This is a genomic window from Bacillus sp. FSL K6-1218 (genome assembly GCF_038006445.1).
In the GTDB taxonomy this organism is placed as follows: domain Bacteria; phylum Bacillota; class Bacilli; order Bacillales; family Bacillaceae_G; genus Bacillus_A; species Bacillus_A thuringiensis_S.
On record NZ_JBBOVE010000001.1, the window covers coordinates 155,001 to 172,243 of the forward strand.

Genomic DNA, 17,243 nt, shown 5'->3' on the forward strand with positions numbered 1-17,243 from the left:
CCCCGGGGATAACAGGCTTATCTCCCCCAAGAGTCCACATCGACGGGGAGGTTTGGCACCTCGATGTCGGCTCATCGCATCCTGGGGCTGTAGTCGGTCCCAAGGGTTGGGCTGTTCGCCCATTAAAGCGGTACGCGAGCTGGGTTCAGAACGTCGTGAGACAGTTCGGTCCCTATCCGTCGTGGGCGTAGGAAATTTGAGAGGAGCTGTCCTTAGTACGAGAGGACCGGGATGGACGCACCGCTGGTGTACCAGTTGTTCTGCCAAGGGCATAGCTGGGTAGCTATGTGCGGAAGGGATAAGTGCTGAAAGCATCTAAGCATGAAGCCCCCCTCAAGATGAGATTTCCCATAGCGTAAGCTAGTAAGATCCCTGAAAGATGATCAGGTTGATAGGTTCGAGGTGGAAGCATGGTGACATGTGGAGCTGACGAATACTAATAGATCGAGGACTTAACCATATAATATGTAGCAATGTTATCTAGTTTTGAAGGAATATATATTTAAAATTCCTTTTGACATTCTGAAAAGAATGTGTATAATGATAAAAGTCTGGTAATGATGGCAGAGAGGTCACACCCGTTCCCATACCGAACACGGAAGTTAAGCTCTCTAGCGCCGATGGTAGTTGGGACCTTGTCCCTGTGAGAGTAGGACGTTGCCAGGCTTGTATTATTCCGCAGTAGCTCAGCGGTAGAGCTATCGGCTGTTAACCGATCGGTCGTAGGTTCGATTCCTACCTGCGGAGCCATTATGCTTCCATAGCTCAGCTGGTAGAGTACTTCCATGGTAAGGAAGAGGTCACCGGTTCAAGCCCGGTTGGAAGCTTGGAAAAGTTTTTAAATTTTTGGCCCGTTGGTCAAGTGGTTAAGACACCGCCCTTTCACGGCGGTAACACGGGTTCGAATCCCGTACGGGTCACCACTTTTGGAGGATTAGCTCAGCTGGGAGAGCACCTGCCTTACAAGCAGGGGGTCGGCGGTTCGATCCCGTCATCCTCCACCATATATGTTTAAATGTCGGAGGGGTAGCGAAGTGGCTAAACGCGGCGGACTGTAAATCCGCTCCTTCGGGTTCGGCAGTTCGAATCTGCCCCCCTCCACCATTTTCTTTAAAATAACCTGAAAGGGTTTATTTTTTTGAGAAGATAACCATACTAGTAAATATTAATGGGCTATAGCCAAGCGGTAAGGCAACGGACTTTGACTCCGTCATGCGCTGGTTCGAATCCAGCTAGCCCAGCCATTTACGAGCCATTAGCTCAGTTGGTAGAGCATCTGACTTTTAATCAGAGGGTCGAAGGTTCGAATCCTTCATGGCTCACCATTTTCGCGGAAGTAGTTCAGTGGTAGAATACAACCTTGCCAAGGTTGGGGTCGCGGGTTCGAATCCCGTCTTCCGCTTTATTACTAAGGGGCCTTAGCTCAGCTGGGAGAGCGCCTGCCTTGCACGCAGGAGGTCAGCGGTTCGATCCCGCTAGGCTCCATCTAAATAGAAAAAGCTTACATCATACGATGTAAGCTTTTTTGTGTTTAAAAAGACAACTTTTATATTTATCGTTTAAAATGAAGAAAACGTAAAAATAAGGGATGGGGGGATAATTATGAAAGTTGTTATTGCATCTGATTCATATAAAGAAAGCCTAAAAGCTATAGAAGTATGTGGAGCTATTGAAAAAGGTTTTAGAGCGATTTTTCCTAATGCAGAGTATGTAAAAATACCAATTGGAGATGGAGGAGAAGGGACGGTTGAATCACTTGTTGATGCTACAGGGGGGAGAATTATATCAATTAGTGTGACAGGACCGCTTAGACAAGGTGTACAAGCTTTTTATGGCATTTCTAAAGATAAAAAGACAGCGTTTATTGAAATGGCAGCAGCATCAGGATTACAGCACGTTCCAGTTGAAAAGCGCAATCCACTTATTACAACGACAAAAGGAACAGGAGAACTTATATTACATGCGCTAGATCAAGGAGTGAAGTACATAATTTTAGGACTTGGAGGAAGTGCTACAAATGATGGTGGGGCAGGTATGTTAGCAGCTTTAGGAGTAAGATTTATAAATGACAAGGATGAAGTAATAAATCCATCTGGAGGCACATTACATTCAATTGTTGCTATTGATTTTTCACAACTGGACCCACGCTTAAAGGGGGTAAAGATAGAAGCGGCCTGTGATGTGGATAATCCATTAGTCGGAATGCAGGGAGCATCTTTCGTATTTGGGAGACAAAAGGGTGCGAATGTAGAGATGATGAAAGAGCTAGATGAGAATTTAAAACATTACGCGAATATCCTTAAACGATATGTATCTTTTGATGTATCTGAAATACCTGGTGCAGGGGCAGCGGGAGGAATGGGAGCAGCTGTTATTTCAGTGTTAAAGGGGGACTTGCGAAGGGGCATTGAAATTGTATTGAATTATACAAATTTCGATAAACATATAGAAGATGCAGATCTCATTATAACTGGTGAAGGTAGAATAGATGAACAAACTGCATATGGGAAGGCTCCTGTTGGTGTTGCGGGGCGTGCGAAACGTTTTTCTGTGCCTGTAATTGCTATTGGAGGGTCTGTATCATCTGATTATCCAGCTGTTTACGAGAAAGGAATAGATGCGGTATTTAGTATTACAACGAGACCGATGACACTAGAGGAAGCATATAGAGTAGCAGAAGAAAATATTGAAATGACAACGAAGAATATTGCAGCAGTATGGAAAATAGCGTCAGAAAAACACTTCTAAATGTAGGAGTGTTTTATTATTATTATTTGATAATAGTGATTGCGATTGTTTCATTAAGTTAACTTTATACATAGAATAGTCTTGAAATTTGATTTTCAACGTGAATATAAGTGAATAAATTGTATATCCATACAAAAAAATGTCGAGTTGAGTCAGACTATATAAAAGATTTAAAATATTTAGTGAAGGCATAAAAGGGGGATACTATCTATGAAAAAAGAAATTTCAGTTATTGGAGTTCCAATGGATTTAGGACAGATGCGTCGTGGAGTTGATATGGGACCGAGCGCGATCCGTTATGCAGGGGTAATTGAAAGAATTGAAGAAATTGGATATGACGTTAAAGATATGGGAGATATATGTATAGAGAGAGAAAAAGAGGTAGATGAAAATACAAAATTAAGAAACCTTACACAAGTTGCAACTGTATGTAATGAATTAGCAAGTAAGGTGGATCATATTATAGAAGAAGGTCGTTTTCCACTTGTATTAGGTGGTGACCATAGTATTGCTATCGGTACATTAGCTGGTGTAGCCAAACATTATAAAAACTTAGGTGTTATTTGGTATGATGCACACGGTGATTTAAATACAGAGGAAACTTCACCATCTGGAAATATTCACGGTATGTCACTTGCAGCAAGTTTAGGTTATGGACATTCTTCACTTGTAGATTTATACGGAGCATATCCAAAGGTGAAAAAAGAGAATGTTGTAATTATCGGTGCGCGTGCATTAGATGAAGGAGAAAAAGACTTCATTCGCAACGAAGGTATTAAAGTGTTCTCGATGCATGAAATTGATCGTATGGGGATGACGGCTGTTATGGAAGAAACAATCGCATATTTATCTCATACTGATGGTGTACACTTATCATTAGATTTAGATGGTCTTGATCCTCATGATGCACCAGGTGTTGGAACGCCTGTAATTGGTGGTCTATCTTATCGTGAAAGCCACTTGGCGATGGAAATGTTAGCGGAAGCTGATATTATCACATCTGCTGAATTTGTTGAGGTAAATACGATTTTAGATGAGAGAAATAGAACGGCAACAACAGCAGTTGCTTTAATGGGTTCTTTATTCGGTGAAAAACTAAAATAAATGTAAGAAAAGCAACTGAGAAGTTGCTTTTTTTATTTGAAAATAGGCGTATAATAATGATTTATATTATACTGTAAGATAAAAATGTTTGACATCTTACCAATTTGAGCTAAAGGGGGTTGTTTGTAATTGTCGTTTATTTCATGTATGGTATAATTAACTAGTTGTTGGAAATACATACAGATAGAGCATAAAACAATATTTCAATATATGGATAGAATTGCTCGTAAGTAGGAGGAAGGGATAGCATGCCTTTTGAAGATACGACCATTTTGAAATATCTTAGTACGGCATTAGATATTGCCATTGTATGGTTTATTATATATAAGCTAATTCTTATAATCCGAGGGACGAAAGCTGTTCAACTTTTAAAAGGGATTACAGTTATCATTGTCGTTAAGATGATTAGTATTTTCCTTGAATTGCATACGCTATCTTGGCTAACTGAACAAGTATTAACGTGGGGATTTTTAGCCGTTATTATTATCTTTCAGCCAGAATTGCGAAGAGCACTTGAGCAGCTAGGGCGCGGGAGTTTATTTTCGCGTGTTGGAACGCATGAGGATGATGAACCTGAAATGGTTGCAACAGCGATAGCAAAAGCAACCGAATATATGGGGAAACGTAGAATTGGTGCATTGATTACTTTGTCAAAAGAGACCGGTATGGGTGATTATGTGGAAACGGGTATTCCGCTGAATGCAAACGTATCATCGGAATTACTTATTAATATTTTCATTCCAAATACACCTCTTCATGACGGAGCGGTAATTATGCAAGGAAGTACAATTAAAGCAGCAGCATGCTATCTTCCATTATCAGAAAGTCCGTTTATTTCTAAAGAATTAGGAACTAGACATCGTGCTGCAATGGGAGTTAGTGAAGTTACTGATAGTATTACAGTAGTTGTGTCTGAAGAAACTGGTCAAATTTCTTTAACGAAAAATGGTAAGTTGCATCGTGATTTGAAGACAGAACAGCTGAAGGATATGTTATTAGCTGAATTTAGTGGGAACGAAAAAACGACTTCTTCGTCTTTATGGAATTGGAGGAGAAAGCGTCATGGATAAGTTAATGGAGAATCATTGGTTTTTAAAAGGGATCTCATTACTATTGGCGTGTATGCTTTTTATGTCAGCGACGTTAACTGAAAAAAATACGACATCAGGTATATTACCTTTTGCAAATGATACGAAAGAAACATTAACTAATTATGCGATTAACCTTAAGTATGATGAGGAGAAATATATTGTAAGTGGTATTCCAGCAGAGGGCGTTAAGGTGAAGTTAGAAGGCCCAAAAGCATCAGTTGCTACAGCAAAAGCAAAAAAACAATTTGACATACCAATTGATTTGCGAGATAGTCCAAAAGGAACTTATGAGATTTCTTTAAAAACGAACGGGCTTCCAGATGATGTGAAAGGAACAGTTCAGCCATCAACAATTAAAGTTACTCTTCATGAAAAGGCGAGAAAATATGTTCATGTAGATTTGAAATTATCAAATGAGGATCAGATGCCAGCGGGGGCTACTCTCGAAAAATCAAGCCTTAAACCGGATACTGTTGAGGTAGTTGGGACGAAAGAAGAAATTGAAAGCATTTCATCTGCCAAAGCGTATGTTGATTTAAAAGGTGTTAATAAAACTGTTACAAAAACGCCCGAAGTTACATTATACAATAAAGAAGGAAAACGTTTAAATGTAAGAACAAGTCCATCTAAGATTAGTGTAACGTTGAATGTGGCAACGCAAACTACAGCCAATAATACTGAAAAAACTGTTCCTGTAACGTATACGAAGAAGGGGAGTTTAGCAGAAGGGTTGGCAGTTACAAATATCAGTGTCGAGCCGAGAGAAGTAACGATAGCTGGTCCAAAAGATATTTTGGATAATATACAATCGCTAGAGGGGGTCGAAGTAGATTTTAGTCAATTGACAGAGTCTACAACATTCGATGCCTCTGTTTTATTACCCAAGGGTGTAACAAGTGCAAAACCGAATCAAGTGAAGGTTTCGGTGGGAGTACAAAAAACAAAGCAAACGAAAACAAAAACGATTGATGGTATCCCAATCCAAAAAAATGGACTTTCTAAAGATGTTACGGCTCAGCTAATTTCGCCGCAAGATGAAAAGATAAGTGTTGATATTTCAGGAGAAGCAAGTATAGTAGATAAAATAACAGCTGCCCAAATAACAGCGGTAATTAATCTGCAAAATGTATCTTCAGGGACGAAAGATATTTCTATTCAAGTGAGTGGTCCTGGTAATATTTCAATAGAGCCAAAACAAAAAAGTGCTAAAGTTACTATTGTAAAAAAAGAAAAACCAGATAAAGAAGTACAGGGTAACGGTCAACAACCGGATTCAAACACCAATCAAGAAAATCAAAATGAGAAGCCAAAAAATCCTGAACCCGATCCAGAAAAGGAAACGGAACAGGAAAATAATCAAAACCAAAATCAAGATAAAGATAAAGAAACTAGTCAAGAACCAACAGTAGATAACCATAATCAAAAAGAGCAAGAAAAAGGAGCGAATCATAATGGGTAAATATTTTGGTACAGATGGAGTACGCGGAGTTGCAAATAAGGAGTTAACACCTGAATTAGCTTTCAAAATTGGGCGTTTTGGTGGTTATGTATTAACAAAAGATACAGATCGTCCAAAAGTAATTATCGGTCGTGATACACGTGTATCTGGCCATATGTTAGAAGGAGCTTTAGTAGCAGGTCTATTATCAACTGGAGCAGAAGTAATGCGCCTTGGCGTTATTTCTACACCGGGTGTTGCTTATTTAACAAAAGCACTAGACGCACAAGCGGGTGTTATGATTTCTGCATCTCATAATCCAGTACAAGATAACGGTATTAAATTCTTTGGTTCAGACGGCTTTAAATTAACAGATGAGCAAGAAGCTGAAATTGAAGCTTTATTAGACAAAGAAGTTGATGAACTACCACGTCCAACAGGTACTAACCTTGGACAAGTGAGCGATTACTTTGAAGGTGGACAAAAATATTTACAATACATTAAACAAACTGTTGAAGAAGACTTCTCTGGCCTACATATTGCTTTAGATTGTGCACATGGTGCCACATCTTCTTTAGCTCCATACTTATTTGCAGATTTAGAAGCTGATATTTCAACAATGGGGACTTCACCGAACGGTATGAATATTAACGAAGGTGTAGGATCTACACATCCAGAAGTATTAGCTGAATTAGTAAAAGAAAAAGGTGCTGACATCGGACTTGCTTTTGATGGCGATGGCGACCGTTTAATTGCTGTAGACGAAAAAGGAAATATCGTTGATGGTGATCAAATTATGTTTATTTGTGCGAAATACATGAAAGAAACTGGTCAATTAAAACATAATACAGTTGTTTCAACTGTTATGAGTAACTTAGGTTTCTACAAAGCACTTGAAGCAAATAATATTACAAGTGATAAAACAGCAGTCGGTGACCGCTACGTAATGGAAGAGATGAAACGCGGTGGTTACAACTTAGGTGGAGAACAATCAGGCCATATTATCTTACTTGATTACATTACAACTGGTGACGGAATGTTAAGTGCACTTCAACTTGTAAACATCATGAAAATGACGAAAAAACCATTATCTGAGCTTGCAGGAGAAATGACGAAATTCCCACAATTGCTAGTAAACGTTCGTGTAACAGATAAAAAATTAGCATTAGAAAATGAAAAAATTAAAGAAATTATTCGTGTTGTAGAGGAAGAAATGAACGGTGATGGCCGTATTCTTGTTCGTCCATCTGGAACAGAGCCACTTATTCGTGTAATGGCAGAAGCACCAACACAAGAAGTTTGTGATGCATATGTACATCGAATTGTAGAAGTTGTGAAAGCCGAAGTTGGCGCTGAATAATTAGCTGAATTTATATGAAAAAGGAGCACAAAAAGTGCTCCTTTTTCATATGTTTTATAGACGATGAAAAAAATTTCATTGACGGTTTATCCATGTTTGTTATAAGATGGTCTTGTTCTTTTTCTCAAAGGAAATATTGTAAATTATAAAAGCGCCAGAACTACAAATAGTGTAGTTGACGAGGTGGGGTTTATCGAGATTTCGGCGGATGACTCCCGGTTGTTCATCACAACCGCAAACTTTTACTTAAATCATTAAGGTGACTTAGTGGACAAAGGTGAAAGTGTGATGAGAGAAGAGGAACGGATGAAAACTAGCTGTATAAGTATATACGGACTTAAACCCAATCGAGAGGAAGGTGAAAGCCGTTACAAGCTTACAGGGCTAGCAATATGTAATCCGTTTTTTAGTATAAATAAAAATGGTATCGGACTATGTCGTTACATGTTCGCAGAGCAGTGTAAGCATTTGTAACGGCGACTAAACATGTGTGGAATCGTAGGATTTATTGGAGAGCAAGATGCAAAGGAAATTTTATTAAAAGGTTTAGAAAAGCTAGAATATCGTGGATATGATTCAGCAGGTATTGCAGTACAAGCAGAGAACGGTGTTGTTGTATACAAAGAAAAAGGCCGTATCGCAAAACTTCGTGAAATCGTAGATGAGAACGTAGCAGCAAGCGTAGGTATCGGACACACACGCTGGGCTACACACGGTGTTCCAAGTAAAGTAAACGCGCATCCGCATCAAAGTACATCAAAACGCTTTACACTAGTTCATAACGGTGTAATTGAAAACTATGAATTAGTGAAAAAGGAATATTTACAAGATGTAACGTTCGTAAGTGAAACAGATACAGAGATTATCGTACAGCTTATGGAACAACAAGTGAGCACAGGATTAAGTGTAGAAGAAGCGTTCCGTAATACGCTATCTCTTTTACATGGCTCTTATGCAATCGGATTACTTGATGCTGAAAATCCAAACATGATTTATGTTGCTAAAAACAAAAGCCCGCTATTAGTAGGTGTTGGTGACAACTTTAATGTTGTGGCAAGCGACGCTATGGCGATGTTACAAGTTACAGATCAATTTATTGAGTTAATGGATAAAGAAATCGTAATCGTAACGAAAGAAAGTATTACAATTAAAAACTTACAAGGTGAAACGATTGAACGTGCACCTTTTACAGCGGAATTAGACGCAAGTGATATTGAAAAGGGAACATATCCTCACTTCATGCTTAAAGAAATCGATGAGCAACCACTTGTAATCCGTAATATAATTCAAAAGTATCAAGATGAAAATGGCGAAATTGAATTAAATCAAGACATCCGCAATGCGATTTTAGATAGCGATCGTATTTACATCATTGCATGTGGAACGAGTTATCATGCAGGTCTTGTTGGAAAACAATTTATCGAGAAGTTTGCAAAAATGCCAGTTGAAGTACATGTAGCAAGTGAATTCTCTTACAACATGCCATTATTAACAGAAAGACCATTCTTCATTTACATTTCACAAAGTGGTGAAACAGCTGATAGCCGTGCAGTACTTGTACAAACAAATGAAATGGGTCATAAAGCATTAACAATTACAAACGTGCCTGGTTCTACTCTTTCTCGTGAAGCTGATTATACACTTCCATTATACGCTGGACCAGAAATTGCAGTTGCATCAACGAAAGCTTATACAGCACAGCTTGCAGTACTTTCAATTTTAGCAGCTGATATTGCTAAAGCAAAAGGTGAAGTTCTTGATTTCGATTTAACACACGAACTAGGACTTGTAGCAAATGCAATGATAGAACTTTGTGATCAAAAAGAAGAAATGGACGCATTAGCAAAACAATTTTTAGCAACAACGCGTAACTGTTTCTTCATCGGACGTAGCGTAGACTTCTACGTAGGATTAGAAGGTGCGTTAAAACTAAAAGAAATCTCTTACATCCAAGCAGAAGGATTCGCTGGAGGAGAGTTAAAACACGGTACAATCGCTTTAATCGAAAATGGTACACCAGTTATCGCACTTGCTACACAAGAGCACGTAAACCTTGGAATTCGCGGTAACGTGAAAGAAGTAGTAGCACGCGGTGCTAACCCATGTATCATCTCAATGAAAGGCTTAGAAATGGAAGGTGACAGCTTCGTATTACCAGCTGTACACGAAGCACTAGCACCGCTAGTAGCAGTTATTCCATTACAACTTATCTCATACTACGCAGCACTTCACCGCGAGTGTGATGTTGATAAGCCACGTAACTTAGCTAAATCTGTTACTGTTGAGTAGGAGATTGGTAGGTTAATAAATATAGTTATAGCTTTAAAATAAATTTACAAATTTGCACCCCTTTAGATATTTTATCTAAAGGGGTGTTTTTGTGCCGAAAAAGAACATCTAGAATTGGTAAGTGGATAGAAACCTATAGATTAATGTTTTACTTTTATTTATCTGAATTTTCCGTTATCATTTTAAGTATCTGTGAAAAATCTCCTTTATTACGACAAAAAGAGACGAGGGATTTATGGACATTTCAAGGGGGTATATTGATGAAAGTGAATGAAAAAACATATCTAAGTATAGAAGAGATTATTTCATTACCAACCTTATCAAGTACAAACATAAGTGATGATGGTAAAAACGTAGCATTTGTTAAGAAGACGGCTGATTGGAAAGACAATACTTATAGAAATCATGTATGGATATATGAAAAAGATAAGAAGCAGAGTTCCCAATTATCAAATGGGGATATAGATAGTACACACCCATTATGGTCTCCAGATGCTAGGTGTATCGCATATCTTAGTCCAGTTGGTGATGGGGAAAATCAGATATTTGTTAAGTCACTAGGTGGTTATAGCGAGGTTCAAATTACTGATGAGAAGGAAGGAATTAGTACATTCAAATGGGATCCTACTGGCAAGGGTCTTTATTATGTTACGCAGTTAAAAGAATGTGAGGAGATAAAGAAACGTAAGGACCTATATGGAGATTTTCAACATATAGGTAAGGAACACCAGAATAATTGTTTATATTACATTGAAATAGAAAAGGTAATACAAAGTGATACAGATGAACACGAGAACAGAGTTGTTTATCAATTAACTGATGGTAAGGATTTTCATATCCATGAATTTGATATTTCAAATGATGGGAAGAAGATTGTGTTTATGGCGACACCAAGCTCAAATATGGCGGATTATATAAATGGAGATTTATACATACTCCATACTAAAGCTGGAGAGCTACAAAAGCTGAATGTGGATAAGTTGTTGGGCGGTAGCGTCTGCTTTTCTCCTGACGGCAGTAAAATATGTTACACAGCAAGCATAAGAGGGAGGGATTACTATAGAAACCATATACAAGATTGTACGTTAGAGATATATGATATGAATACCGGAGAGGTAATTCAACCTTTAACAGATTTTGATAGTACAGTTATGCCACTACAGTGGACAGCTAAAGGAATTTTAATTAGATGGCAGAATAAAACAAATTATCTTATTGGTTTGCTAGCTGAAGATGGCACTGTGGAAGCATTAAGCGAAAAAGTAGATGGCTTTATAATGGATGCTTCTATAACAAAGGATGGAGAACATATATCCTATAATAAGGCTATAATAAATGAAACCTTTGAAATCTATTTAGACGATAAAAAAATAACGGATGAAAATAGCTTTTTCAAAGGGAAACTTAAAAGTAACAGGGAAATCATCTCATGGAAAAGTAGTGATGGTCTTGGAATAGAAGGTGTTTTATCAACGCCAGTAGAGTTTGACACTAATAAAAAATATCCTTTATTAGTAGTAATTCATGGCGGTCCGGCTTGGGCATCTTTTCCGATATTTTCAGACTGCTTCAATGAGAAATATCCAATTGAACAGTTTGTTGAAAAAGGCTTTATCGTTTTAGAACCAAATTACAGAGGAAGTTCAGGTTATGGTAATGAATTTTTAAAAGCTAACTATAGAAAACAGGGGATTGCTGACTACGACGATGTTATATCAGGAGTGGATAAACTAGTTGATCAAGGGATAGTAGATAAAGATAGAGTAGGAGTTATGGGATGGAGCAACGGTGGATATGTATCAGCTTTCTGTTCTACATTTAGTAGCAGGTTTAAAGCTATTTCAGTTGGCGGTGGAATAACTAACTGGAGTACCCATTATGTAAATACAGATATACCTTACTTTATTAGAATGTATTTGGGAAATACTCCATGGAATGATCCAGATATATATACGAAGACATCACCTATGACGTATATTAAATCAGCTTGTACGCCTACCTTAATTCAACATGGGGAAAAGGATGCAAGAATTCCAATTACAAATGCATATGATCTATATCAAGGATTAATGGATATGGAAGTTGATACAGAATTAATTATATTTAAAGGAATGGCATATAGTTCTGACCAACCAGGAGTTCATGTGGCTATTATGAAGCAGAACTTGATGTGGTTTTCACACTATATTCTTGGAGAGAGTATGGAGGGTTTTAGGACTTTATAATGGATGTTTGTACAAGACATAAGGTTGAAATGCTCTTCATATTGAGATGATTTATTATAAAATATATACTTAAACTACTATCAGTACACACATCAGGGAGGACTAATATGACAGGAAATAAAAATGACTTACTAGTAGAAAAACGTGAAGAGCTATTGAAAGTATTACAAGCTCGTTTTGAGGAAAACATGAACCGTCATGAAGGTCTTGAATGGGCTAAAGTTGAAGCGAAGCTGACTACTAATAATGAAAAATTGTGGTCACTTAACGAAATGGAAGTAACTGGCGGTGAGCCGGATGTTGTTGGTTATGATGAAGAAAAGGACGAATATACTTTCTATGATTGTTCAAAGGAGAGTCCTAAAGGCCGCAGGAGTCTTTGTTATGATCTTGAAGCGTTAGAATCAAGAAAAAAACATAAACCAGAAAATAACGTTATTGATGTTGCAAATGCTATGGGCATTGAACTATTAACTGAAGAACAATATCGGGAATTGCAAAAACTTGGGGATTTCGACATGAAATCATCAAGCTGGGTGCAAACACCTTCAGATATTCGAGAACTCGGTGGTGCTCTATTTTGCGATTATCGCTTCGGACATGTTTTCGTGTACCACAATGGAGCAGACTCTTACTATGCTGCCAGAGGTTTTCGTGGCTCGTTAAAAGTTTAAATTAGGATAAATAAGAAAAAGAGCCTATACTCAGGCTCTTTTTCTTATTTATATTTTAAAAGTAAACTGTTACTACGCAGTTTTACTTAATTTATATGTTCCGTGGTTGTTTTTACGGAAAAGTTTAGGTAAAACATAGCCATCTAATCCAATACGTCCAGCGTTCTGCCCTGCAACTAAAATGAACATAGTCAAAATAAGCAGGTTTGGGTTTACACTAACAGTTCCACTTAATAAAAATGAAAGATTCATTATGATTCCGAAAAATGCAGCTGTTTTTGTTAATCCGCCTAAAATTAAACCTAGACCTACTAAAATTTCTCCCCATTGAACTAAAAAGCTAAATAGGTCTGCGTTTGGAAGGACAAAATGTTGAAGAAAATCTGCCCACCAACTTTGTACTGCAGGGTGGTCACCTGATGCTTGAGCAATAGCACCCTTTAGAAAACCACTTGCGTCAAAAGATTGTCCGAAGACTTTGCCTATCCCAGCAGCGAGCCATGTATATCCTATGTAAAGACGTAAAAGTAATAATATGAAAGTAGCACGTTTATCAGTTCTTAAAAAATTGATAATCATTGAAATCCCTCCAATATTGTATTTACAAGTTTATTATATATTCAATGTGAAAAGATTCACAATGAAGAGAATGTGAACAAGGATAGGTTGTGAGTAATTGTTTTATTTTTTGTAACATTTTATCTGTTTTGGTAAACTAAGAATAGAGATATATGTAAAGGGGACAAAGACTTAATATGTGGATGAAATTGTAATGATTAGAAATTAGATAGATGAATTTTTCTCTCATAAGTGAGGGTTTATTTAGCTATCTGTAAATCATTCAAGGACTGCATATTTGGCTTGTACATCCCTTTTGTAAGGATAGATGCCTATTTTATGTATCTGTCTTTTTTTGTGGGAAATTTTATATCTCTTATATAAAGTATGCGCCCTTTAAACTTGGAGGAGTATATGATGAATCAATTAAAAAATAAAGTAGCAGTTGTTACAGGGGTAAGTCGTCTAGATGGTATTGGGGCAGCGATTTGTAAAGAATTAGCTGAAGCAGGATACGATATATTTTTTACCTATTGGACAGCTTACGATAAAGAGATGCCTTGGGGCGTTGATAAAAATGAACAAATACAATTAAAAGAAGAGCTATTGCAAAGCGGTGTTAGAGTATCGAGCATGGAGTTAGATTTAAGTCGGAATGATGCACCGAAAGAGCTTATAAATAAAGTTACTGAACAATTAGGGTACCCTTATATATTAATTAATAATGCAGCGTACTCTACGAATAATGATTTCTCTACGTTGACTGCTGAAGAATTAGATAAGCATTACATGGTAAATATCCGTGCGACTACATTGTTAAGTAGTCAATTTGCCCGGGGATTTGATAAGAAATCTGGTGGTAGAATTGTTAATATTACTTCGGGGCAATTTCAAGGTCCTATGGCAGGAGAACTAGCTTATGCGACAACGAAGGGAGCTATTGATGCTCTTACTAGTACGTTGTCAGCAGAGGTAGCTCATTTAGGCATAACAGTGAATGCAATTAATCCAGGACCAACCGATACAGGATGGATGACTGAAGAGATAAAACAAGGGTTAAAGCCGATGTTTCCTTTCGGCAGAATTGGTGAGCCAAAGGATACAGCTAGACTCATTAAATTTTTAGTAAGTGAAGAAGCTGAGTGGATTACTGGGCAAGTTATTCATTCAGAAGGTGGATTTAAAAGATAAAAAGAAGGTATCTCACCCTGAGGAGATACCTTCTTTTTTAATCTTTCTTCAGTCTTCGTGCAACACCATTCCCTAAAGACTGTAATCCTTGAACGAGGATAATTAAAATAAAGACAGTTGCATACATTACTTCAGGCTCGTAGCGTAAATGTCCGAAGCGATATGCTAAATCCCCTAGCCCGCCAGCACCTACAAGGCCAGCCATTGCTGTTGCGCCAATTAAGCCAATTGTTGCGATTGTTAATCCGAGTACAAGGGAGGGACGTGCTTCTTTCACCATAACGTGCCAAATGATTTTTATAGTAGAAACGCCCATCGCTTGGTAGGCTTCAATGACACCTCGATCGACTTCTAGTAAAGCTGTCTCCATTAAACGTGCGATATAAGGGGCTGTGAAGACGACAAGCGGTACGATAACACCTTGCACGCCAATGGACGTTCCCATTAGAAACTTTGTAAAAGGTAAAATAAAGAATAATAGAATGATAAATGGAAGAGAGCGAATGATATTAATAATTGTATTAAGAATAGGATAGATGATTTTATTTTCACGCTGCCCACCAGGTCTCGTTAAAACAAGTGTGACGCCAAGTGGCAGTGCAATAAGGATAGAGATGAGTAATGAAATAGATGTCATTTGAAAGGTTTGGATTGTGGCTTCCCATATGACTTTACCCCATTCATCCAAAAAGGGCTTGTTTCCCATAATCTGTTCTACCTCCTTCTACGATGATTCCTTGCTCTTGTAAAAATGATAAAGCACGTTGGATTTCATTTTGTCCCCCTTGCATGTGAACGACTAGTTTCCCATATGCTTCATGTTTTAACTGCGTAATATTACCGGATAAAATATTCGGATACACTTGGAAACGTTTTGTGGCAACGGCTAAGGCAGGTTCCCCTGAAGTAGTGCCAATAAACGAAAGTGTTACAATTTCTCCAGTACTTTGTAGTTCTTTCTGTACCTCTTCTGGAATTTTCGCTGCAAATGCGCTATTTACAAATTTCTTTGTTGTTACATGTTGTGGGTTTGTGAAAATATCTTTTACAGTCCCACTTTCGACTACAGATCCATGTTCCATAACAGCAACGCGGTCACATATACGCTGGATGACATTCATTTCATGTGTAATGAGTAAAATCGTAATTCCGATTTCTTCGTTAATCTTTAATAGCAAATCAAGGATAGAATCGGTTGTTTCTGGATCTAATGCGCTCGTTGCTTCATCACTTAATAACACTTCAGGTTCATGTGATAGCGCACGAGCAATTGCAACACGCTGTTTTTGCCCACCAGAAAGTTCGCTTGGATACGCATCTTTTCGATTAAAAAGATCGACAATGCGTAAATACTTTTCTACTCTTTTTTCAATTTCTGCTTTTGGAATGCCAGTAAGCCGTAACGGTAATGCGATATTTTCATAAACGGTAACAGTTTTAAGTAAATTGAATCCTTGGAAGATCATTCCGATTTTTTGTCTCGCTTTTGCGAGTTCTTTTGTCGATAACGTTGTTAAGTCTTGTTCGTTTACAATGATATTTCCTGTCGTTGGTTTTTCTAATAAATTTACACATCGAATCAATGTACTTTTACCAGCGCCACTATACCCAATGATTCCAAATACCTCGCCTTTTTCTACTTTAAGGGAAGTAGACTTAAGAGCCTCAACATTCCCTTTTTTTGTTGTAAATACTTTGGATATGTTTTTTAATTCAATCATTATCGTCAGCTCCTACCAAGATGGTAAAACTGAACCATCAAATTTTTTCTCGATAAACTTTTTTACTTCTTTAGATTGATAAGCTTTCTTTAATTTGTTTACAACGGCATCATCTTTATTTTCAGTACGAACAACGACCCAGTTCACATATGGTGAATCTTTTCCTTCGCGGAAAATAGAATCTTTCGCCGGACTTAATTTTGCACCTAATGCAAAGTTTGTGTTAATTGCAGCTGCTTTCACTTCACTTAGTTGCGTTGGTAATTGAGATGCCTCTAATTCGACAATCTTTAATTTTTTGGGATTTTCAATTACATCTTTTGCAGTCGCTTTTTCTGTAGCCTTTGGATCAACTTTTAAAACCCCTGCTTTTTCAAATAATTTTAAAGCTCGAAGTTCATTCGTTGGGTCATTTGGTACAGCAATTGCATCGCCCTCTTTTAAGTCTTTTACATCTTTTATATCTTTAGAATATACGCCCATAGGGAATGTTACTGTTGAAAATACTTCAGCTAATTTCATATTGCGTTCAGCTTTAAATACATCTAAATACGATTTCGTTTGGTAGCTATTTACATCAAGGCTTTTTTCATCTAATGATACGTTTGGCGCTACATAATCATTAAATACTTTTATATCAATTTCGAGACCATCTTTTGCTGCAACTTCTTTTACCTTTTCAAAAATTTGTTCATGTGGTCCACCTGTTACACCGACAGTAATCTTTTTCTCGTCTAATGCTTTTACCTCTTTATCTGAACTCACGCTACATGCGCCTAATAACAATACTGCTCCGCTTACGATGCTTAATAATACCTTTTTCATCTATAAATCCCCCTTCATA

Annotated in this window: 14 protein-coding genes, 9 tRNA genes and 2 rRNA genes (1 of these 25 only partly in view); 21 read left to right on the forward strand and 4 right to left on the reverse strand. The window is 37.6% G+C overall.

Annotation, left to right across the window (positions count from 1 at the left end; all coding sequences use genetic code 11):
• From MHI26_RS00885 to MHI26_RS00980, 20 genes are all read left to right on the forward strand, one after another.
• Positions 1-460, forward strand: a 23S ribosomal RNA gene (locus MHI26_RS00885); it begins 2,462 nt to the left of the window's first position.
• Positions 461-550: 90 nt separating this feature from the next.
• Positions 551-666 (forward strand): 5S ribosomal RNA (gene rrf, locus MHI26_RS00890).
• 9 nt (positions 667-675) lie between these two features.
• Positions 676-750 (forward strand) — tRNA-Asn (locus tag MHI26_RS00895).
• A gap of 4 nt (positions 751-754) precedes the next feature.
• Positions 755-827: transfer RNA gene (locus tag MHI26_RS00900), tRNA-Thr, on the forward strand.
• Between the two features lie 21 nt (positions 828-848).
• Positions 849-923, forward strand: a tRNA-Glu gene (locus tag MHI26_RS00905).
• A gap of 5 nt (positions 924-928) precedes the next feature.
• Positions 929-1,004, forward strand: a tRNA-Val gene (locus MHI26_RS00910).
• Between the two features lie 16 nt (positions 1,005-1,020).
• Positions 1,021-1,104 (forward strand) — tRNA-Tyr (locus MHI26_RS00915).
• Between the two features lie 65 nt (positions 1,105-1,169).
• A tRNA-Gln gene (locus tag MHI26_RS00920) sits at positions 1,170-1,244 on the forward strand.
• Between the two features lie 5 nt (positions 1,245-1,249).
• Positions 1,250-1,325 (forward strand) — tRNA-Lys (locus tag MHI26_RS00925).
• 5 nt (positions 1,326-1,330) lie between these two features.
• Positions 1,331-1,402 (forward strand) — tRNA-Gly (locus MHI26_RS00930).
• Between the two features lie 10 nt (positions 1,403-1,412).
• Positions 1,413-1,485 (forward strand) — tRNA-Ala (locus tag MHI26_RS00935).
• Positions 1,486-1,602: 117 nt separating this feature from the next.
• Complete coding sequence (locus MHI26_RS00940; RefSeq protein WP_000869580.1) at positions 1,603-2,748, forward strand: glycerate kinase; 1,146 nt, start codon at positions 1,603-1,605, stop codon at positions 2,746-2,748.
• A 210-nt stretch (positions 2,749-2,958) separates the two neighbouring features.
• Positions 2,959-3,852: an arginase gene (rocF, locus tag MHI26_RS00945; protein WP_000711565.1), complete on the forward strand. Its 894-nt coding sequence runs from the start codon at positions 2,959-2,961 to the stop codon at positions 3,850-3,852.
• A 248-nt stretch (positions 3,853-4,100) separates the two neighbouring features.
• Positions 4,101-4,922: a diadenylate cyclase CdaA gene (cdaA, locus tag MHI26_RS00950; RefSeq protein ID WP_001115695.1), complete on the forward strand. Its 822-nt coding sequence runs from the start codon at positions 4,101-4,103 to the stop codon at positions 4,920-4,922.
• Positions 4,915-6,402: a CdaR family protein gene (locus tag MHI26_RS00955; RefSeq protein ID WP_000359593.1), complete on the forward strand. Its 1,488-nt coding sequence runs from the start codon at positions 4,915-4,917 to the stop codon at positions 6,400-6,402. Before cdaA ends, MHI26_RS00955 begins: the two co-directional genes overlap by 8 nt.
• Positions 6,395-7,741: a phosphoglucosamine mutase gene (glmM, locus tag MHI26_RS00960; RefSeq protein WP_000521479.1), complete on the forward strand. Its 1,347-nt coding sequence runs from the start codon at positions 6,395-6,397 to the stop codon at positions 7,739-7,741. Before MHI26_RS00955 ends, glmM begins: the two co-directional genes overlap by 8 nt.
• 288 nt (positions 7,742-8,029) lie before the next feature.
• Complete coding sequence (locus tag MHI26_RS00965; RefSeq protein ID WP_001206405.1) at positions 8,030-8,215, forward strand: hypothetical protein; 186 nt, start codon at positions 8,030-8,032, stop codon at positions 8,213-8,215.
• Positions 8,216-8,227: 12 nt separating this feature from the next.
• Positions 8,228-10,030 carry a glutamine--fructose-6-phosphate transaminase (isomerizing) gene (glmS, locus tag MHI26_RS00970; RefSeq protein WP_000334155.1) on the forward strand — a complete coding sequence of 601 codons (1,803 nt, stop codon included), beginning with the start codon at positions 8,228-8,230 and terminating at the stop codon, positions 10,028-10,030.
• Positions 10,031-10,290: 260 nt separating this feature from the next.
• A complete protein-coding gene (locus MHI26_RS00975) occupies positions 10,291-12,255 on the forward strand; it encodes a S9 family peptidase (RefSeq protein ID WP_061666751.1) in 1,965 nt (654 codons plus the stop codon).
• A gap of 107 nt (positions 12,256-12,362) precedes the next feature.
• On the forward strand, positions 12,363-12,929 hold the full coding sequence (locus MHI26_RS00980) for a DUF4256 domain-containing protein (RefSeq protein WP_061666750.1): 567 nt from the start codon (positions 12,363-12,365) through the stop codon (positions 12,927-12,929).
• A gap of 72 nt (positions 12,930-13,001) precedes the next feature.
• Here MHI26_RS00980 and MHI26_RS00985 read toward each other — a convergent pair whose 3' ends face one another.
• Positions 13,002-13,508 (reverse strand): DoxX family membrane protein, encoded by a 507-nt coding sequence (locus MHI26_RS00985; RefSeq protein WP_061666749.1) that lies wholly within the window; start codon positions 13,506-13,508, stop codon positions 13,002-13,004.
• 393 nt (positions 13,509-13,901) lie between these two features.
• Between MHI26_RS00985 and MHI26_RS00990 the strand changes: the two genes are divergently transcribed.
• Positions 13,902-14,678: an SDR family oxidoreductase gene (locus MHI26_RS00990; protein WP_061666748.1), complete on the forward strand. Its 777-nt coding sequence runs from the start codon at positions 13,902-13,904 to the stop codon at positions 14,676-14,678.
• A gap of 37 nt (positions 14,679-14,715) precedes the next feature.
• Here the strand turns inward: MHI26_RS00990 and MHI26_RS00995 are convergent, their stop codons facing one another.
• Genes MHI26_RS00995 through MHI26_RS01005 form a run of 3 tightly spaced genes read right to left on the reverse strand, consistent with a single transcriptional unit; the run spans position 14,716 to position 17,224 of the window.
• A complete protein-coding gene (locus MHI26_RS00995; protein WP_061666747.1) occupies positions 14,716-15,384 on the reverse strand; it encodes a methionine ABC transporter permease in 669 nt (222 codons plus the stop codon).
• Positions 15,359-16,399 (reverse strand): methionine ABC transporter ATP-binding protein, encoded by a 1,041-nt coding sequence (locus MHI26_RS01000; RefSeq protein ID WP_061666746.1) that lies wholly within the window; start codon positions 16,397-16,399, stop codon positions 15,359-15,361. Before MHI26_RS01000 ends, MHI26_RS00995 begins: the two co-directional genes overlap by 26 nt.
• Before the next feature lie 12 nt (positions 16,400-16,411).
• Entirely contained in the window at positions 16,412-17,224 is an 813-nt protein-coding gene (locus MHI26_RS01005) for a MetQ/NlpA family ABC transporter substrate-binding protein (RefSeq protein ID WP_061666745.1), read from the reverse strand.
• Between the last annotated feature and the right edge of the window lie 19 nt (positions 17,225-17,243).